The sequence below is a fragment of the Luteibacter sp. dw_328 genome, from assembly GCF_018449605.1.
In the GTDB taxonomy this organism is placed as follows: domain Bacteria; phylum Pseudomonadota; class Gammaproteobacteria; order Xanthomonadales; family Rhodanobacteraceae; genus Luteibacter.
In genome coordinates, this window is sequence record NZ_JAAVUW010000006.1 from 158,131 (window position 1) to 177,855 (window position 19,725).

At 65.1% G+C, this 19,725-nt stretch carries 15 protein-coding genes; 9 read left to right on the plus strand and 6 right to left on the minus strand.

What is annotated here, in order from left to right; translation table 11 throughout:
* The first annotated feature begins 8 nt into the window (after window positions 1–8).
* The 5 genes from HB634_RS15690 to HB634_RS15710 all read left to right on the plus strand — a co-directional run bounded on the left by HB634_RS15690 (window position 9) and on the right by HB634_RS15710 (window position 8,766).
* Window positions 9–1,115 (plus strand): acyl-CoA dehydrogenase, encoded by a 1,107-nt coding sequence (locus tag HB634_RS15690; protein WP_213949223.1) that lies wholly within the window; start codon window positions 9–11, stop codon window positions 1,113–1,115.
* A 369-nt stretch (window positions 1,116–1,484) separates the two neighbouring features.
* On the plus strand, window positions 1,485–4,052 hold the full coding sequence (locus HB634_RS15695) for a TonB-dependent receptor (RefSeq protein ID WP_255548635.1): 2,568 nt from the start codon (window positions 1,485–1,487) through the stop codon (window positions 4,050–4,052).
* 13 nt (window positions 4,053–4,065) lie between these two features.
* Window positions 4,066–6,444, plus strand: a complete 2,379-nt coding sequence (locus HB634_RS15700) for an SDR family NAD(P)-dependent oxidoreductase (RefSeq protein ID WP_213949224.1) — start codon at window positions 4,066–4,068, stop codon at window positions 6,442–6,444.
* The gene (locus HB634_RS15705) at window positions 6,395–7,861 is read left to right on the plus strand and encodes an aldehyde dehydrogenase family protein (protein ID WP_063571629.1); all 1,467 of its coding nucleotides are present in this window, start codon (window positions 6,395–6,397) and stop codon (window positions 7,859–7,861) included. The genes HB634_RS15700 and HB634_RS15705 overlap by 50 nt, the downstream gene beginning before the upstream one ends.
* 2 nt (window positions 7,862–7,863) lie before the next feature.
* Entirely contained in the window at window positions 7,864–8,766 is a 903-nt protein-coding gene (locus HB634_RS15710) for an alpha/beta hydrolase fold domain-containing protein (RefSeq protein WP_213949225.1), read from the plus strand.
* Between the two features lie 22 nt (window positions 8,767–8,788).
* On the opposite strand, the gene HB634_RS15715 is transcribed toward HB634_RS15710, so the two are convergent.
* Entirely contained in the window at window positions 8,789–9,997 is a 1,209-nt protein-coding gene (locus HB634_RS15715) for an MFS transporter (protein ID WP_063571627.1), read from the minus strand.
* Window positions 9,998–10,090: 93 nt separating this feature from the next.
* Here HB634_RS15715 and HB634_RS15720 point away from each other — a divergent pair, with 93 nt between their 5' ends.
* Window positions 10,091–10,858 carry a helix-turn-helix transcriptional regulator gene (locus tag HB634_RS15720; protein WP_213949227.1) on the plus strand — a complete coding sequence of 256 codons (768 nt, stop codon included), beginning with the start codon at window positions 10,091–10,093 and terminating at the stop codon, window positions 10,856–10,858.
* Between the two features lie 392 nt (window positions 10,859–11,250).
* Complete coding sequence (locus HB634_RS15725; protein ID WP_213949228.1) at window positions 11,251–14,247, plus strand: TonB-dependent receptor plug domain-containing protein; 2,997 nt, start codon at window positions 11,251–11,253, stop codon at window positions 14,245–14,247.
* 21 nt (window positions 14,248–14,268) lie between these two features.
* Here the strand turns inward: HB634_RS15725 and HB634_RS15730 are convergent, their stop codons facing one another.
* The gene (locus HB634_RS15730) at window positions 14,269–14,784 is read right to left on the minus strand and encodes a gluconokinase (RefSeq protein WP_213949230.1); all 516 of its coding nucleotides are present in this window, start codon (window positions 14,782–14,784) and stop codon (window positions 14,269–14,271) included.
* A gap of 86 nt (window positions 14,785–14,870) precedes the next feature.
* On the opposite strand from HB634_RS15730, the gene ltaE reads away from it, so the two are divergent.
* Entirely contained in the window at window positions 14,871–15,884 is a 1,014-nt protein-coding gene (ltaE, locus tag HB634_RS15735) for a low-specificity L-threonine aldolase (RefSeq protein WP_213949231.1), read from the plus strand.
* Between the two features lie 6 nt (window positions 15,885–15,890).
* Here ltaE and HB634_RS15740 read toward each other — a convergent pair whose 3' ends face one another.
* The 4 genes from HB634_RS15740 to HB634_RS15755 form a co-directional block, all read right to left on the minus strand.
* The gene (locus HB634_RS15740) at window positions 15,891–16,670 is read right to left on the minus strand and encodes an N-acetylmuramoyl-L-alanine amidase (RefSeq protein ID WP_213949232.1); all 780 of its coding nucleotides are present in this window, start codon (window positions 16,668–16,670) and stop codon (window positions 15,891–15,893) included.
* Window positions 16,667–17,107: a hypothetical protein gene (locus HB634_RS15745; protein ID WP_213949233.1), complete on the minus strand. Its 441-nt coding sequence runs from the start codon at window positions 17,105–17,107 to the stop codon at window positions 16,667–16,669. The genes HB634_RS15740 and HB634_RS15745 overlap by 4 nt, the downstream gene beginning before the upstream one ends.
* Before the next feature lie 89 nt (window positions 17,108–17,196).
* Window positions 17,197–18,309 carry a cell division protein ZapE gene (gene zapE, locus HB634_RS15750; protein WP_213949234.1) on the minus strand — a complete coding sequence of 371 codons (1,113 nt, stop codon included), beginning with the start codon at window positions 18,307–18,309 and terminating at the stop codon, window positions 17,197–17,199.
* The gene (locus HB634_RS15755; protein WP_213949235.1) at window positions 18,306–19,004 is read right to left on the minus strand and encodes an alpha/beta hydrolase; all 699 of its coding nucleotides are present in this window, start codon (window positions 19,002–19,004) and stop codon (window positions 18,306–18,308) included. The genes zapE and HB634_RS15755 overlap by 4 nt, the downstream gene beginning before the upstream one ends.
* A 21-nt stretch (window positions 19,005–19,025) precedes the next feature.
* Between HB634_RS15755 and HB634_RS15760 the strand changes: the two genes are divergently transcribed.
* A complete protein-coding gene (locus HB634_RS15760) occupies window positions 19,026–19,622 on the plus strand; it encodes an ACP phosphodiesterase (RefSeq protein WP_063570935.1) in 597 nt (198 codons plus the stop codon).
* Window positions 19,623–19,725: the final 103 nt, after the last annotated feature.

Genomic DNA, 19,725 nt, shown 5'->3' on the forward strand with positions numbered 1-19,725 from the left:
AGCAGCACATGGACTTCTCGTTCACCGACGAACAGCAGATGCTGCAGGACACCACGCGTCGCTTCGTGGCCAGTCGTTACAGCTTCGACGTACGCCACGCCATTGCAGCGACGGCCGAGGGCTGGTCCCGCGACGTCTGGGCGCAGATGGCCGATCTGGGGTTGCTCGCGATCAATATTCGCGAGGAGGATGGCGGGCTCGATGCGGGCCCCGTGGGCACGATGCTCGTCGCGGGTGCGCTGGGTGAAGCGCTCTCGCTCGAGCCATTCCTCGCCAGCGCCGTGGTCGCCACGCATGTCATCGGCAACCTCGGCTCGGCGACGCAACGCGCGGAATGGCTTCCGGCGCTTGGCAGCGGCGACCTCCTGGCCGTGCTCGTCACTGACGAGGGAGATGCGCTGCATGCCGCATTCGAGGCGCGCGAGGAGCGCGGCGGGTGGTGGCTTGAAGGCTCGCTGCAAGGCGTCTATCACGCCGGTGTGGCCGGTCTTCTCCTGGTCGTCGCACGTACCGGCGACGGTACGGGCGTGTTCGCGGTTACGCCGGAAACGCCGGGCGTGCACGTGTCGTCGCGCGGGTCGGTCGACGGTCAGCGCATGGCGGACGTGGTACTGGATGGTGTCCACATCGACGTATCTGCCCGCGTGGGTGGCGAAGCGCTAGGGCCCGTGCGTGACGCCCTCGACGCGGGACTGGCCGCCCTCTGTTCCGATGCCCTGGGTGCGATGGAGCGGATCCTCGCCGCGACGATCGCCTATACGCGGTCGCGGGTGCAGTTCGGCACGCCGATCGGCAGCTTCCAGGCCTTGCAACACCGCATGGCTGAGATGCTCATCCACATGGAACAGGCGCGCTCGATGAGCTACCTGGCCACAGCGCAATGCACGAATCCCGATCTCCCGGAGCGGCGAGAGGCGCTGTGCGCGGCAAAGGCCTTGATGGGGCAGGCGGCACGCTACATCGGCCAGCAGGCCGTCCAGCTGCACGGCGGCATGGGCATGACCGACGAGCTGGACGTCAGTCATGCCTTCAAGCGCCTCCTCGCCTTCGAGCTTCGCTACGGCACGACCGACGAACGCCTGGCCAGCTACCGCGAGCACGTCGTCGTCGCCTGATCGCGCCGTCGTAGCCCGATCGCGCGGGCTTTGTGTAGGAGCCGATTCATCGGCGATCCCTGCGGAGCGTGGTGTTGGGTGCCGTCGCGAGCACCCATCGCCGATGAATCGGCTCCTACGGGGAGCGCGCGGTTCGCTCGCAGCGACCTGCTTTCCATGTTGTTGCGCAACACGTCGGCGCGATCGACCGGATCGCGCCGACGTCGTTTATAAAGGACTTTTTTAAAGCAATATACAAAATGCCGGCACAGCCTTGCGCGACGCAACAATGACTCGCGCAAACCCCCGTACCAAGTTCCGTTTTCCGAAAAAGGAAGTGCTAGCTTCCGCCCCGAATCAAGTGCATTCGCACGGCAACGGGGGAACGGCATGGCTTCATGGCATTACTCGCGGCGCATCCTGGCGTGGTCGATCGCCGCCTCGCTGGCCACGGTTGCGGCAAGCACCGCCATGGCGCAGGACGCCGCGGCGAAGAAGCCGGCGGACACTGCCGCCGAGACCAACCCGGACGGCTCGCCCAAGGTCACCAAGCTCAACGAGATCAAGGTATCCGCGCAGAAGCGCGAGGAATACCTGCAGGACGTGCCGGTGACGATGGCGACTCTGAATCGCCAGCAGCTGCACGACGCGGGTGTTCGCGACATCAAGGACCTGCAGATCCTCGTGCCCGACCTGGTCGTGACCAGCACCGATTCCACGGCGAACACCACGGCGCGCATCCGTGGCGTCGGTACCACGGGCGACAACGCCGGGCTTGAATCGTCGGTGGGTGTGGTGATCGACGGTGTGCCCCGCGCCCGCGTCGGCGTGGGCTTCGGCGACCTCGGCGAGATCAACCAGATCGAGGTGCTCAAGGGACCGCAGGGCACCGTGTTTGGCAAGAACACCACGGCCGGCGTCATCGACATCACCACGCAGCGTCCGACCTTCACCGAGCAGGGTTCGGCCGAGTTCGATGTCGGCAACTATCGCGCCGCCGGGGTCTCGGCGTCGTACAGCAACAAGATCACCGACTGGGCGGCCTTTCGTGTCTACGTGGCGGATCGTCAGCACAATGGCTACAACGATGTCTTCGTCAACCAGGGGCCGCGCACCGAGACCCACGACGATGACCAGGACTTCCACTCCTTCCGTGGCCAGCTGCTGCTCAAGCCGACCAAGGACGTGGACATCAACATCATCGGCGACTACACCCAGCGCAACGAGAACTGCTGCGTGGCCGTGACCACCCACCGTGATCCGGGCATCGCGGCCCTGACCGACGTCTTCGCGGGTGGCCCGGGTCTGGGCGTCATCCCCTCGGCCGATCCGTCGCGCCGGCTTGCTTATGCCAACAGCGATACGACACAAAAAATCATCGACAAGGGTGTGTCGGCCGAGGTGAACTGGAATACCCCCTGGCTAAACAACGCGACGCTGACCTCGATTACCTCAGTACGCCAGTGGAACCTCGAGAGCGCGAGCGATCTCGACTTCAACGGCGCCAACCTGGCTATCCACGACTTCAGCCCGAACAACGGTGAACGCTTCAACACCTTCTCACAGGAGCTTCGCTACGCCGGTTCGACCGACCACGTCGACTGGATGGGTGGCGTGTACTTCGACAACGTGCGCCTGCAGCGCAGCGAGCAGATCACCGAGCAGCCGCAGTACGAGGGCTTCCTCTCCAGCGAACTCGTTTATGGCATCGCCGCGGCGCTTCCGCCGGGCCTGTTCAGCACCGCCAATCCGCAGAATTTCTTTTCCCAGGTCACCGGTGCGCCTTATGGGCAGTCGTTCACCGGCGTCGCCCAGCGCGACCAGTGGAACCAGAACTCGAAGAGCGAGGCGGCCTTCGGCAATGCCACCTGGCACATCACCGATGCCTTCTCGCTTACCGGTGGCATGCGCTACACGCACGAGCAGAAGAAAACCGATTTCCGCTACGACGATCCGAATGGCGGCCTTGGGTGCGGCGCCGCGCTGACCACCACGGGCGTGGGGCGGGCACTGATTGCGCGAGGCCTGCCGGCATCGCTCGTGCCGCTGGTGGCGCCGACGGTCATCGGCAATATGTGCCTGCCCTGGCAGAACCCGCTGTTCAATGGCCTCAACGTGCAGAACAACCTCACCGAGAGCAACTGGTCGGGAACCCTGAAGGCTGCCTACCGCTTCAGCGATCAGATGATGGTCTACCTGAGTGGAGCGCGCGGCTACAAGGCGGGCGGCTACAACCTGGCGCGCGTTCAGTCGGCGAACGGACAGGTCGGTGGTGGCTCCGGCGTCATTCCTGTGACGGATACATCGTTCCCGGCCGAAGCGGTCAACAGCTTCGAGCTCGGCACGAAGACGACCTGGGCCGATGGCAACCTGCTGATCAACGCCGCGCTGTTCCATTCGCGCTACACCAACTACCAGCTCAACACCTTCAGCGGAATCAGCTGGGTGGTCGATTCGATCCCGCAGCTCACCACCCAAGGCCTCGATGCGGACGTGCTATGGCAGACGCCGATGCGCGGGCTCACGCTGCAGGCAGCGGCGACCTATACCAAAGCCCGGTTTGGCAACGATGTCCTCGCCGACCCGACGCTGGTGAACGTTCCGGGCAGTACGCCCGGGTACGCGCCGCGCTGGAGCGCATCGTCGGGTGTGACCTATCAATGGGACATGGGCAGTCGCCTGTTCGGTCGTTTCAATGTCAATGCGAAGTACAGCGGCGACTATCTCGCCAGTGGTCTTCCCGATCCGCTGATGACGCAGAAGTCGTACACGCTGGTGGGAGCCCGCTTTACCGTCGGCGATATCGGCAAGCACTGGACGGTTGAGCTCTGGGGCCAGAACCTGACCAACCGCACCTACGTGCAGGCTTACTTCGATCCAGCCCTGCAGACGGGTTCGGAGAATGCCTTCCTCGGGGATCCCCGAACGTTCGGCGTGACGTTGCGCGCCTCGCTCTGACGAGGGCGCTGACGTGACCGAAACGTTCGTCGATGTGCTGATCGTCGGTGCCGGGCTCGCCGGCATCGGCACGGCGTGTCATGTGGTCACAGCCTTCCCGGGCCGCAGCGTCGCCATCCTCGAGCGCCGCGCCGCCATCGGCGGTACGTGGGATCTGTTTCGCTATCCCGGTATCCGATCCGACACGGACATGTTCAGCTATGGCTACGCGTTTCGTCCCTGGCAGGGCGCACGCACGCTGGCCGACGGCGCCGTCATCCGCCAGTACATCGCGGACACGGCGCGCGAATTCCACCTTGACGACCGTATCCATTACGGGGTCCGCGTCACGGCAGCGGCGTGGTCGAGCGGCGCGCAGCGTTGGTCGGTCACCGTTGTCGACGAGGCTAGCGGGAAGATCGAACGGTTCCGTTGCGCCTTCCTGTTTGCCTGCACCGGCTACTACGATCATGACGCTGGCTACCTGCCGACCTTCCCCGGCGAAGAGGTGTTCACCGGGCAGCGCATCCACCCACAGCATTGGCCCGTGCAGCTGGATGTTTCGGGCAAGAAAGTCGTCGTGATCGGCAGCGGCGCCACGGCCATTACCCTGGTGCCGGCGATGGCGCATGAAGTCGCGCAGATCACCCTGCTTCAGCGTTCTCCCTCGTACATCGTTTCCATGCCGTCGGTCGACGGCCTGTCCCGTCTTCTCGGTCGTGTCCTCCCGGCAGCATGGGTCCACCGTTTCACGCGGTGGCGTTTCATCGCGCTGCAGCGTGGCGTTTATCTGGCCAGCACACGCTGGCCGAAAGCCATGCGCTCCGTCCTTCTCTCGCACGTCAAGTCACGCGTCGGCAAGTACGTGGACATGAAGCACTTCACGCCGACGTACGCGCCCTGGGACCAGCGTGTCTGCGTCGTGCCCGACGGAGACCTGTTCGAAGCGCTCAAGTCGGGGAAGGCGTCGATCGTCACGGGAGCCATCGAGCGCTTCACCGCCGGTGGCATCCGCCTCGTGTCCGGTGAGGAGATCGCGGCCGATATCATCGTCACAGCTACGGGGCTCAACGTCAGCCAGCTCGGCGGCATGTCGCTCAGCGTGGACGGCGAACCGGTGAGGCTGCACGAACGCATGACCTACAAGGGCGTGCTCGTCGAGGGTGTTCCCAACCTCGGCCTGGTCTTCGGTCATGCGAACGCACCGTGGACGCTGAAGGTCGAACTCGCCGCCCGTTACCTCTGCCGTTTGATCGCCCACATGGACCGCATCGGCGCCAGCGAGGTCAGACCGCGCGAAGAGACCGCCAGCAGGACGAGCGAAAGCATCCTCGGTGCGCTGGCCTCGGGTTACGTCAAACGCGCGGATGGTGCGTTACCGCGCCAGGGCAGCCGTCATCCCTGGAAGGTCACCCAGCACCTGGGTCGCGACAGGCTCATGTTGCTGAAGGAACCCGTCGACGATCCGCTGCTTGTCTTTCGCCGTCCGGATACGGCGGAACTGCCACGTGCGTCGAGCGGACGTCATGCGGGACAGATCGCCGTCGTAACAGGCGCGGGCTCCGGCATTGGGCGAGCCATCGCCCGTTTGCTGTCCGCCGAAGGTGCACGGGTTCACTGCGCGGATATCGACGGCACGGCGGCGACGGCGACAGCCAGCGGCCTTGCCGATGCGCGAGCACATACGCTCGATGTGACCGACGCCGCGGCGGTGGCCGCCCTCGCCGACGCGATCTACGCCGAAGACGGACGCGTCGATCTGCTCTTCAACAATGCAGGCATCGGTCACGCTGCTCGCGTCGACGAATCCTCGCTCGAGGACTGGCAGCGCGTGCTGTCCGTCAACCTGATGGGTGTCGTGCACGGTATCCACGCCTTCCTGCCACGCATGCAACGGCAGTCGGCGCCGTCGCGCATCGTCAACACGGCGTCCGGCGCCGGCCTCTTCCCCCATCCACGCATGGCGCCTTACTGCGCGTCGAAGCACGCCGTGGTGGGCCTGTCCACGTCGCTGGCCGCCGAGCTGGACGGCAGCGGTGTGGGGGTCACGATCCTGTGCCCTGGCGTGATCGACACCGCGATCGCGTCCACCACGCGTATGCGCGGTGAAACGCTCGCCCATCAATCCGAAGCCGTCGCCTACTACGCACGGCACGGCACCGCGCCCGAGAAGGTCGCCGTCGACGTGCTCGCGGCCGTCCGTCGCCGCAAGCTGTTCTGTCTCACCCCCTGGACGCAGACCGGCATCGGCTGGCTGCTCTACCGGTTGTCGCCCCGACTTGCGATGCATGTCATGCGTGCGCAGGTGAATCGCATTCTCGGAACGTCCACGGCGCATCGTGCGCCTCCCGCGGAGTACCCCCATGTCGATCCCGATGAACCCGCGCGCGCCGGCTGTCGCCGCGAACGCTGACGACGACGCGGCTATCGCCGCGCTGCGCAATGCCTTCGAAGCGCAGCGCGCCGCGTTCTCGTCGGACCGCGCACCCTCGCTCGACGAGCGCCGCCGGCGGCTGGGAGCGCTGTGCACGATGCTCCTGACCTATCGCGAGCGAATTGCCGGAGCGCTCATACGCGACTTCGGATCGCATCCGGTGCCGGCATCCGATCTTATTGAGGTCCTCGGCGTGGTCGGTCGCGCACAGTACGCCATGGAACACCTGGCGGCGTGGATGCAGCCGCAGCCACGGGATATCGACCCGGCCATGCTGGGCACCGCGACGGCGATGGTCCGGCCACAGCCGAAGGGCGTGGTCGGCAACATCGTGCCCTGGAACTTCCCGTTCGACCTGGCCCTCGGGCCGATGATCGATATGCTGGCAGCAGGCAACCGCGTGATGATCAAGCCATCCGACTACACGCCAGCCTGTGCGGCCCTGTTACACGAGATGGTCGCGGCGACGTTCGACCCTTCGCTGGTGTACGTCGCCGTCGGTGGCGTCGAACTGGCACGCGCCTTCGCCGCGATGCCCTGGGACCACCTCCTGTACACGGGCAACGCCGCGATCGGCCGTGACGTCATGACCGCGGCAGCGGCGAACCTCACGCCGGTGACACTGGAGCTTGGTGGCAAATGTCCCGCGCTGTTCACGCCGGGCTCGGTGACGGCCACCAACGTCGAGTCGGTCATCGGGACCAAGACCATCAAGAACGGGCAGATGTGCGTGTCCGTGGACTATGCCCTTGTGCATCGTGGTGAAGTGGCGGCCTTCGTCGATGAGGCCATGTCATACATGCGCGATAACGCGCCCGGCTATTCACGTTCCGCCGATTGCACCGGCATCATCTCCACGCGACATCTCGAGCGTCTCGAAGCCATGCTTACCGAGGCGGTCGATCGTGGCGAGCGCGTGGTCGCCCTGGAACATGATGGCCGGATCGATCGCGAGACGCGGCGCATGCCGATGTACCTGGTGGTCGATCCATCGCCCGATCTTCGACTCGCCCGGGAAGAGGTGTTCGGGCCCATCCTGCCGGTGCTGGTATACGACGAGCTCGATGAGGCCATCGATCGGATCAACGCGGACGAGCGGCCGCTGGGACTTTATGTCTTCGGGGACTCGCCGGACGAGATCGAGCGGGTTATCGCAGAAACGACATCCGGCGGTGTTTCGGTGAACGCCTGCGCGCTACAGGCATCGCTGCCGTCGCTCGGTTTCGGTGGCGTTGGCGCGAGCGGGATGGGCCGCCATCACGGCGTCGACGGCTTCCGCGAATTTTCCAACCAGCGTGGTGTGGTGACGCGTGGCAGCGGCGATCTGATCGCCAGCTTCTACGCGCCCTACGCGAAAGCGGAAGGCCTGGTCGCCGCCGTACTTGGCGGCATGTGAGCATGGCGCGGCCGAGCCTCGGCGCGAGACTCTTCAGCGCCGTACTTCGTCTTTCCGGTCGAAAGCGCTTTCTGGGCTCGGTATCCGCCCTGCGGGAGGGCATCGCGGAAGCCCGCCGGCGTGGACCGGCGCTTCCGCCGCGGAGCCTCCAGCGCGCGCTTCGCGTGGACGTTACCGAGGTGCGTGGCCATCGCGTCTACACCCTGGCGCCGCCCGGGAGCGTGCTGCCGCCACGCGTTCTCTACCTGCATGGCGGTGCATTCGTGCGACCGATCACCGCGACCCACTGGCGGTTTCTACAACGTCTCGTCGAGGCCAGCGGTCGTGGCATTCGCGTACTGCTCTATCCACTTGCCCCGGAATACCAGGCCACGGTGGCGCTCGACGTGGCCGATCGCGTGTTCGATGACCTCGGGCCGCACGCCATGTTGATGGGCGATTCGGCCGGCGGAACCCTGGCGTTGGCGCTTGCCTTGCGTCGCCGCGAGCGAGGCGCATCCCTGCCATCGTGCATGGTCCTGATCACACCGATGCTCGACGCCGCGCTCACGAGCGAGGATGTCCTGGCGACGGCGCGCCGCGATCCCATGCTGGACGTGCCTGGCTTGCGCGAGGCAGCAAGACTGCATGCGGGCGACCTGCCGCTGGATCATCCCTTGATCAGCCCTCTTCAGGCCGATCTGTACGGCCTCCCCCGGATGCTCCTGTTCGCCGGCACCGACGATCTCCTTCACCACGATGCCCTGCGTTTCGCAACGAAGGCGCGCGCACAGGGCGTCGACCTCACCTGCGTGCTCGGCGACCGCATGATCCACGTCTGGCCCATCCTTCCCATCACCGAAGGGCGCCTGGCCCTCGCGACCATCGTCACCTTCCTCGCCCACGATCCCCAGCGCGTTCTGTAGGAGCCGCTTCAGCAGCGATGCCTCACCGCCTTTTCTTCGTATCCGGCAACAACGCGGCCAACAACCCGATCAACGGCAGAAACGCACAAATCTGATACACGGCTTCGATCCCGATATGGTCGGCGAGCTCACCAAGAATGGCCGCGCCAAGGCCGCCCATGCCAAACGAAAACCCGAAGAACAAACCGGAAATCATCCCCACCTTGCCCGGCACCAACTCCTGCGCGAACACCACGATGGCTGGAAATGCCGAAGCCAGGATCAAGCCGATGACCACCGTCAGCGGCGCGGTCCAGAACAGGCTCGCATACGGCAGTAGCAGGGTGAAGGGCAGGGTGCCGAGAATCGAGAACCATATGACTCGCTTGCGTCCGAACCGGTCGCCGACAGGGCCGCCGAGTATCGTGCCCACCGCCACCGCGCCGAGAAACACGAACAGATGCAGCTGCGCGCTCTCCACCGACACGTTGAAGCGGTGAATGAGGTAGAAGGTGAAGTAGCTGGTCAGGCTGGCCAGGTACACGTACTTGGAAAAGATCAGGGCGAGCAGCACGGCGATACCGCGCTTGGCCTCGGCGCTCGTATGCGTCACGGCGGGCTGCTTCGCGGCGCTTGCCTTCAGTCGCGGCAGGCCGTGATGCTTGTACCACTGGCCGACGTTCCAGAGGATTGCGCCGGACAGTAACGCCAACAGGGCGAAGAAGGCCAGGCTCGACTGGCCCCAGCGCACGACGACCACGGCGGCAGCGAGCGGACCCAGCGCCTGGCCGGCATTGCCGCCGACCTGGAAAAGCGACTGCGCCAGGCCATGTCGGCCACCGGAGGCCATGCGCGCTACGCGCGAGGATTCCGGATGGAACACCGAGGAGCCCATGCCGAGCAGCGATGCGCCGACCAGCAGCATCGGGTAGGTGTGCGCGATCGACAGTACCAACAGGCCGGCCAGTGAGAACAGCGTACCGCCGGGCAGGGCCAGCGGCGTCGGCCGGCGGTCCGCATACAGGCCGACCAGCGGCTGCAGGATCGAGGCGGTGATCTGATAGGTCAGCGTGATCAAGCCGATCTGGCCGAAGTCCAGGTGGAAGCCTTCCTTCAGGCCCGGATAAATCGCCGGTAGCAGCGATTGCATCATGTCGTTGAGCAGGTGGCAGAAGCTGATCGCGAAGATCACCCCGAACACGGTCGGGTCCGCGCGCGGTGTGTCCACCGTCGCGCTGGCTGGCGCTTGCATGGGGGTCTTCCTGGGGATCGGGGATGCCTATGAGACCACGGCAGCGTGCGTCCCGCGCTAGGATATGGGTCATCCACGTTCGAGATCGGGACAATGATCGCTAAGTACGACCCCGTGGCGTTCGAAGCCGTGCCCCGGCCGGTGGTGTCGCGCGGCCACGAATACCCTACGTCCTTCGAGCTGGCCACACACCAGCATCGCCGGGGGCAGCTGCTCTACGCCGCGGCCGGGACGGTGGCGGTCACCACGCCGGAGGGTGCGTGGATCGCCCCACCCGAGCGTGCCGTCTGGATTCCGGGCGGCACGCCGCACTCGGTCCGCATGGTCGGCAGCGTGAGCACGCGCAGTGTCTATATCGAGCAGGCGGCCAGTTCGGCGCTGGGCGACCACTGCCGCGTGCTTGCGGTGGCTCCCTTGCTGCGTGCCCTGCTGGTCGCCGCCGTGGACGTACCACGTGAATACGACCAGGAGGGACGCGACGGCCTGCTGATGTCCCTGGTGGTCGAGGAGATCGCCAGGGCGCCGACCATCCCGCTGGCCCTGCCCCTGCCTACCTACGCACCGCTCGCGGCGCGCTGCGCGGCGTTCCTCGAAGAACCGCGCATGAGCGAGACCATCGACGACTGGGCGGCCGATCTTGGCATGCATCGGCGCCGCTTCACCCGGCTCTTTCGCCGCGAGACCGGCACGAGCTTCGCGCAATGGCGGCAGCAGGCCTGCCTGTTGGTCGCCTTGCCGCGCCTGGCCGCAGGTGAACCCGTGACGATGGTGGCGCTGGACCTTGGCTACGAAAGCCCGACGAGCTTCTCGACCATGTTCCGCCGCGTCCTTGGCAAGTCGCCGAGCCATTATCGGCCCTGAAACGCACACGTGAACGCACGGTTGACATTCGCGGAATACTCAAGCAGCATGCAATCTCGTTAAGACATTTAGACGTCTATACTGCTGACCCAATCGCAGGCACCCGATCTTGACCATTCAACGCTCAGCCCATACGCACCTTCTGATCGATGTCATTTCGATCGGTGCGTATTGCTGTTGTCGTCGCGTCTGATCCCCTAGCGCCCCGTGCGCTCCGCCCCGCGGGCGGCCGGATAACCCCCTCCCCAGTTTTCCCTTCTATCGACCTCGTGTGGTTTTCCCGCGCGCGGCATCCCGATCTTCCGGCCGCGTACAGCGTGCCGGCCAGTGCGCGTGTACGCGCCGATATGTGCCCTGAACGGGCATCCTTGATGACTTCATGAGGCACCACCGTGCAAACCAGAATCACGATTCGTCGCCATCTCCTGTCCGCTGCGTTGCTAACGGCGCTCGGCACCGGAGCGGCACTCGCGCAGTCCACGACGGGCGGCATCTCCGGTCAGGTAAGCGACCCACAGGGAGCGACCGTCGTCGTCAAAGGTGGCAACGGCCTTACCCGGGAAGTGAACGTGGACGCCAAGGGGCGTTACAGCGCGAGCCAGCTCCCGCTCGGTACCTACTCAGTCACCCTGCGCCGTAACGGTCAAGAGGTGGAAACCCGCAACGACATCGGTTTGCGAGTTGCCGCATCGACCGACGTGTCGTTCGTAACCGCAACGGCCAACCTCGAAGGCGTCAAGGTCAGCGCATCGCGGCAGGCGGATATCGATGTCACGACGGTCGACTCGCGTTCGGTCATCACGGCCGATCAACTGGCCAGGCTGCCACTGGCGCGCAACGCCGACGAGATCGCCCGCCTCGCACCCGGCGTGGTATCGAACAGCGGCGGCTACACAGGCCCCACCGGCGCCTCGCTGAACAGTTTTGGCGGTTCGGCAGCCAGTGAAAACGCGTACTACATCAACGGTTTCAACGTGACCGATCCGCAGCGCGGTCTGGGTGGTATTTCGTTGCCGTACGGCGCCATCGACCAGCAGGAGACGTATACGGGCGGCTACAGCGCGCAGTACGGTCGCTCGGACGGTGGCGTCATCAACCAGGTCGGCAAACGCGGCAGCAACGAATGGCATGCCGGTGGACAGGTGTTGTGGGAGCCTGCATTCGCACGCGCGGACGCAAGCAACACGTACTACACCAATGGCTTGCCATCGTCACCGGTAGCCGGCGAACTCTATCGACCCAATGCGCAGGACAAGAGCTGGGTCACGACGGTCAGCACGTATGTGGGCGGCCCGCTCATCAAGGACAAGCTGTTTTTCTTCCTCGCCGGCGAGTTCGAACGTCAGGAGGGTTCGACGCACCAGGCCGTCGACAGTACGAGTCCGGACGTCCAGTACCGCTACAATTCGCCCCGCTGGTACAGCAAGGTCGACTGGAACATCACGGACAACAACATCCTCGAGCTCACCGGTGCCTCGAACACGCGCAAGACCAGTGGCAGCGTTTACGACTATGACTACTCTGACCTGAGTCGCGGCGATCGCATCGGCTCGGCAGATAACATCAAGACGGGCGGCCACGTCTTCTCGGGCAAGTACACCGGTTACATCACCGATAACCTGACGGTGTCGGCGTTGTTCGGCAAGATGAAATTGAGCCAGTACGACCAGCCCGGTGCTTACGACCCGAGCCTTACGTACGTGGATGGCCTCATCAATCAGAATCCTGCGCTCAACGGCGGCAATCCGGTGGGCAACAACCAGACGGTGCAACAACTTTACAATCCCAATCGTAGCCAGCGCATCAGCAACACCCGGTTCGATATCACGTATGTGCTCGGCGACCACACGTTGAGCGCCGGTATCGACAACGAGGTAACGCGAGCGATCGACCAGGGTTCGGAGGCGTCGGGCGATGGTTATTACTGGAGCTATGGTCGCGCCGACCCGAACACGCCCATTTCGACGGGTCTTGGCGTGCCCGCGACGGGCGGTATCGTCAATGGTCAGGATGGCTACTACGCCGTTCGCCATGTCACGAGCTCGCTTGCGAGCGTGCGATCCAGCCAGCGGGCGCAGTACATCGAAGACAAATGGCAGGTGGACGACCGCTGGCTGCTTTCGCTGGGCCTGCGCAACGACCAGTTCGAAAACTACAACCGCGACGGCGCTGCCTATGTCACGCAGCACAAGCCGCAGTGGGCGCCACGGCTTGGCTTCAGCTGGGACGTGAACGGCGACGCCAGCTTCAAGGTGTACGGCAATGCGGGTCGCTACTACCTCGGCCTTCCGCTCAACCCTGGCCTGAACGCAGCGGGCGCGGCGCTGAGTACCTCGCAGTACTTCACCTATAGTGGTATCGACGGGCAGGGCCTGCCGACCGGACTGACGTCTTTCTCGAAGCCGGTGTCTTCCAACAACTACTACGGTGTCCTTCCCGACGCGCAGACGGTCACCGCGAAGAACCTGAAATCCGAATACCAGGACGAGTTCATCCTCGGCTTCACCAAAACACTGGGGCATGACTGGGTTTATGGCGCGAAGCTGACCCAGCGCATCCTGCGCAGCGCGATCGACGACTATTGCGATACCGACCGGATCATCGCCAAGGCCGCCACGCTCGGCTACGACGTCGCCACGACCAACAGCTGCTACCTGTTCAACCCCGGTCGCGCCAGCACGTTCAATCTGATCGACACGTCGGGCCAGCTGGTCAGCGTACCGATGACCAACGCCGAATTCGGCTTTCCGCATCTCGAGCGCCGTTACTACGCACTGGAAAGCTTCCTCGAGCATCCGTTCGATGGCCGCTGGTACGGCAAGGTCGATTACGTGTTCTCGCGCAGCTACGGCGATACGGAAGGCCAGCTGCGCTCCGATGTCCAGGCGACGGCCGCCTCCACCAGTCCGGACTGGGACAACAGCTACCTGATGGAAAACAACAACGGCCCGACGAACAACGACCATACGCACCAGCTGAAGCTGTATGGCTATTACCAGTTGACCCCGGAGTGGCTGGTCTCCGCGAACCTGAGCTTCGTCTCGGGCTCGCCCAAGGTTTGCCTGGGCTACTACGGCCCGAATCTTACCGACCCGGGTAAATACGGTGGGCAGTACCACTACTGCGACGGTGTCGCCGCGACGCCCGGGTCGCAGGGCAGGCTTCCCTGGATTCGCCAGCTGGATCTGGGGACGACCTACCGGCCCGCGTTCGCGGAGGGCAAGCTGTCATTCACGGCAAGCGTCTTCAACGCGTTCAATGACCAGCGTGCGCTCAACCGCTATCCGTACTCGCAGACGGACCCCGGCGTGGCCGACCCGCAATACGGCCAGGCCGTGGTTCGCCAGCTGCCAAGGTACGTGCGGCTTGGCGTGAGTTACGACATCTGACGACGGCCTTCGCGCCGCGACTCAGGACGTGCCGACCTGCGCAGCGTCGCAGTCGGCACGGATGATGCGCTCCATCGTTTCCGCGGGCGCCAGGCCCACCCCGACGCGCAATACCGCCTCGTCGGGAGAGGGTTCCTCGAGTGTCGCCAGCTGGCTATCCAGCAGGTGGGGATCGAAGAAGTGGCCGCTGCGTTGCCCGAGTCGCTGGGCGAGCAGATCGCGCGGCGCGTGCAGATAAACGAAGCGCACATCACCATACCCACCCCGCAAGAAATCGCGGTAGCGCCGCTTCAATGCCGAACACGCCAGCACCAGGGATTCGCCGCGCTCGCGATGGCGATTCATCTCCGCCACGATCGCTTCCAGCCAGGGCTGACGGTCGTTGTCGTCCAGCGGGATGCCGTGTGCCATTTTTTCGCGGTTGGCGAGGGGATGCAGACTGTCGCCGTCGATGAAGGGCTGGCCCAGCCGGGCTGCCAGGCCTTCGCCGATCGTGCTCTTGCCGCTGCCGGAAACGCCCATGACGATAGTGATCATGGCGCCAAGCATGCCGCAACCGGGGCCGACAATTCGTGAAGTGTGGGGCGTACTATCCGACGCTGGTTCCCTAACGACATGCCTCCATGGAAATGATCGACCTGCGCAGCGACACCGTCACCCGGCCCACCGACGCCATGCGCGAAGCGATGCTGCGCGCGCCCGTTGGCGACGACGTCTACGGTGAAGATCCCACGGTCAACGCCCTGCAGGAGCGTCTCGCCGGCGAGTTGGGGTTCGCCGCGGCGCTGTTCGTGCCGACGGGCACGCAAAGCAACCTGATCGCCCTGATGAGCCATTGCGAACGCGGCGACGAATACATCGTCGGCGCGGACGCGCATACCTATCGATTCGAAGGCGGCGGCGCCGCCGTTCTCGGCTCCATCCAGCCCCAGCCCATCCCGCAGGATGCCGACGGCAGCCTGCCCCTGGACAAGGTCGAGGCGGCGATCAAGCCCGTGGATCCGCACTTTGCACGGTCACGGCTGCTGGCGCTGGAAAATACCTGGCACGGCCGCACGCTCGAATTCGGCTACATGGCTCAGGCCCGCGAACTGGCCACCCGTCGCGGCCTCGGGTTGCATCTCGACGGCGCCCGGCTCTACAACGCCGCCATTGCCTATGGACGACCGGCGCGCGAGGTCGCTGCCGGCTTCGACAGCGTTTCGGTCTGCCTTTCGAAGGGACTCGGTGCACCCGTGGGCTCGGTATTGCTCGGCAACGCCGCACTCATCGAGCGTGCCCGTCGCTGGAAGAAGGTCACCGGCGGCGGCTGGCGCCAGGCCGGCATGCTCGCTGCCGCGGCGATGCATGCGCTGGATCATCACGTCGAACGGCTCGCCGACGATCATGCGCGTGCCGGCCGACTTGCCGAAGGCTTGCGTCGTATCGACGGCCTCACTGTCACGGCCTGTCACACGAACATGGTGTTCCTCGACGTGCCGGCAGCGCGCCTCAAGGACCTCGCCGCACATATGGCGGCCGCCGGCGTGCGCCTGAGCATCGGTTACCTTCCGTCGATCCGGCTGGTGACGCATCTGGACATCGACGATGCCGCCGTCGAGAAGACCATCGCGGCCTTTGCGTCGTTCTCGATGTAGGAGGCTTCAGCGCGGTGACATCAGCTTGCGCTGCAGCGAATACAGGATCGCGGCGTCGGTGGCATCGAGCGTATCGGTTTCCATCGCGCGGTAATGGCGATGGAAGGCGATGATCGCATTGCGGGGATTGCTCACGTCGTAACCCACCAGACGCATGGCCGCGAGCGTGTCGAAAGCCGGCGGTGCGGGGATGAGCGCCGCGTCCGGCCAGAGCCCGAATCCGTAGCGTGCCAGCGTCGCCCACGGAAACTGCACGCTGGGATCGTTCTTGCGGCCGGGGGCGATATCGCCGTGACCGACCACGGCATCACGCGGAATGCCCAGCCGGGAAGTGAGGTCCGCGAGCAGGTTCACCAGTGCCTGGATCTGCGGCTGGGTGAACGGCGAGTTGCCGTCGTTGTCGATCTCGATGCCGATGGACGACGAATTGATGTCGGTCATGCCGGCCCAGCGCGAGGCGCCGGCGTGCCAGGCGCGTGCGTTGTCATCCACGAGCTGGTCGATACGACCGTCCGCTTCGACCAGGTAATGCGCGCTGACGGGACCTTCGCTGTTGCGTGTGCTCAGCACGCGCAGCGCTGCCGTGGCGTCGCCGATGGACGTATGGTGAAGCACGATGAGCTGCGCCTTGCGCACATTGAAGTTCGGCGACGGTGTCCAGTGCGCAAGCGCGCTGCGTTGTGGTGCGACGGATGGCGCGGTGGCGCAACCCGTCATCGCGAGCAGGGCAAGGGCGACCGTCGCAAAGCGCGCTTGCCTGGCGACGGTGCTAGCCCGGTGTGTCATTCGACGCGGAAGTCGCTGCTGGTGATGACCCATTCGATCTCATCACCGACATCGCCGGCGTCTTCCCGGGAGGCGACGACGACCTGCAGGTCCACGCAGTCGTGTCCTTCGGAAAGCCACTGGGTCTTCTCCAGCGCCATGCCCGAGTTCTTCAGGGCGACACGCAAGTCGGGGAGGGTGGTGGCGACCAGCTCGATGCCTTCATGGACGAGGTTGCCGCCCATGACTTCGATATCGCAGAGTTTGTCGTCGAGGAAGCGCAGGCGGAGCCAGTCGTTGCCGTCGGGCGTGCTGTACTCGTCTTCGTCGTCCCACATGTTCTCGCCCCCGGCCTTCCAGCCGAGTGCGTCGCGAAGCTTCTTGCGTGGCATGCCGAAGAAGATGTCGGTGGTGTCGCGGCGGATGCCGCGACCGGGAACCAGTTCGCAATGTTCCATGGTGTCCTCGTCAGGTGGCGCGGGAGACCCGCCCGTAAAGCATGAAGGTGATGGGCGGCAAGCGAACAGGCGTCCGCGTCCGCGCCAGATCAGGGTTTATGGTCACGGCCAAGGTAGTCCTCGCTCTGCATCTCGATGAGACGCGATTCAGTGCGTCCGAACTCGGCGCGAACCTTGTTGCCATCGTACAGTTCGGTGATCGGCGCGGCGGCGGAAAGTACCAGCTTCACGTGCCGGTCGTAGAACTCGTCGACCAGCAGCACGAACCGTTTGGCTTCGTTCTCGGAGTACACGGTGAACTGCGGCACGTTCGAGACGATGACCGCGGGAAAGGTCCGCGCCAGTTCGATGTAATCGGCGACCGCGCGCGGTCCTTCGCACAGGGCGGCAAAATCGAACCAGACGATGTTCTCGGCACGCTTGCGCACGGGAACCTCGCGGTTGTTCAGCGCGATCGAACCGCCGTCCACGGTATCCCCCTGCGCCTGGCCGGTGAAGATACGCGCAAGCGAGCGCTCGGCTTCCGCCCCGGGCGGCACCATGTAGACCGATGCCTGGCTCAGCGCACGCAAGCGCCAGTCGCGTGGCGAGATCATTTCGTGCACAACGCACTGCGCCTCGATCGCGGCAATCGCGGGCAGGAAACGCGCGCGCTGCAGGCCATCCTTGTACAGGCCCGACGGCGGCGTATTCGACGTGGTGACGAGGGACACGCCGCGCGCGAACAAGCCATCGAGAAGGCCGGCAAGAATCATCGCGTCGCCGATGTCGGATACGAGGAACTCGTCCAGGCACAGTACGCGGCACTTCGCGGCGAGGCGCTCGGCCACTTCGTCGAGCGGGTTCTGCCGATCGCCAAGCTCACGCATCATCGCGTGGACCTCGAGCATGAAACGATGGAAGTGACGACGCAGGGCCAGCCCCGGCGCGAGGCTGGAGACAAACAGATCCATCAGGAAGGTCTTGCCGCGTCCGACGCTGCCCCAGAGATACAAGCCAGGGACTGCCTTGCGCGGCTCGCTGCCGAGCATATTTCTCAGTCGCCCGAAAAGACCGGCGGCCGGCGGCTCCGGCGTGCAGAGCGCGGCATGGAGGCGGTCGAACTCGGCGATGACGGGCAGCTGCGCGGGATCGGATTCCCAGCGGTGCCCGGCAATGCCGTCCCGGTAGCGTTCGCCCGGCGTCGATTCCGTACAGTTCATGCGGCGCGCGGTCCCGGCAGCCAGCCCTTCACGGCGTTCTTGATCGCACCGCGCAGATCCATCAGGCGGCGATGGAAGAAATGGCTGGTGTCTTCCATGCGCACCAGCTGCGGCCGCCGATTCTCCGGCAGGCTGTCGATCCAGGCGTAGACGGCCTGCGGGTCGACGATCTCGTCGGCGTCGCCCATGACGACCAGCCAGGGGCAGGTCGGCAGTTCGAGGGGGCCGAAGTCCCAGCCCCGGCCAGCGGCGGGGGGCGCGATGCCGATGAGTGCATCGGCTTTGAGTGGCACGGCGTTGCGCAGGGTGACGTAGCTGCCGAACGAAAACCCGGCAAGCCACAGTGCGGCGCCGGGACGCGTCTTGCGGGCCCAGGCGACGACGGCGGCGAGGTCGTCGCTTTCGCCGTTACCGCTGTCGAACTCGCCTTCGGATCCGCCGACGCTGCGGAAGTTGAAGATCACGGTATCGACGCCAGCCTCGCGCAGTGAGCGCTCGATCATCGTCACCACCTTGTTGCGCATGCTGCCGCCATCGGTGGACAACGGATGGCAGATGACGGCGATGGCGTTGCGGGCGACATCGGGGGCAGCGGCCCGGGCTTCGCATTCCAGCTTGCCCGCAGGGCCCGCGAGCGCGAAGCTGGCGGTCTCGTCCGGAAAATGCTCCGGCGCTTCAGATAAATGTTCGCTCATGCCCTTCATGATACCCGCGCCATGAACATCCTGGCCCACGCCCTGCTGGCGGGCGATGACGCGGCACTGCGGCTGGGCGGCGTCATGGGCGATTTCGTCCGTGGCACGCCCGATCTGTCGCTGCCGGCGCGGGTGCGCGATGGGATCTACCTGCACCGGGCCATCGACGTCTTCACCGACAGCCACGACGAGGTGCGCGCGGCCCGCGAGCGCCTGCCGGCACCGTTCCGTCGTTATGCCGGCATCCTGCTGGACATGTGGTTCGACCATTGCCTGGCAAGGGATTTCACGAAGTGGTCTGGTCGTCCCCTCGACGAGTTTTCGACCGCGTTGCGCGTCGAGATGCACGCGGCGACGCCGATCCTTCCTGACTCGCTCAAGCGCTTCCTCGGTTACATGGACGCCAACGACCTGCCGGCCGGCTATATCGAGCCCGAGGCGATCGGCAAGGCTCTGCGTGGCATCTCCCAACGCCTGTCGCGCGCCAACCCGGTGGCCGAGGCCATGCCGCTACTGCTAGCCGAGGACACGATGCTTCGCGGCACCTTCGAGAGGTTCTTCCCGCAGTTGAGGGATTTCGCCCGCGAGTGGGTCACGACTCGAGGCGAGCTTTTGTAGGAGCCGATTCATCGGCGATCCCGCGGCAGCGGGCCAGACCCAGGGCAGCGGGCCGCCCTGGGGCAAGCACCCATTCGCCGATGAATCGGCTCCTACAAAACGA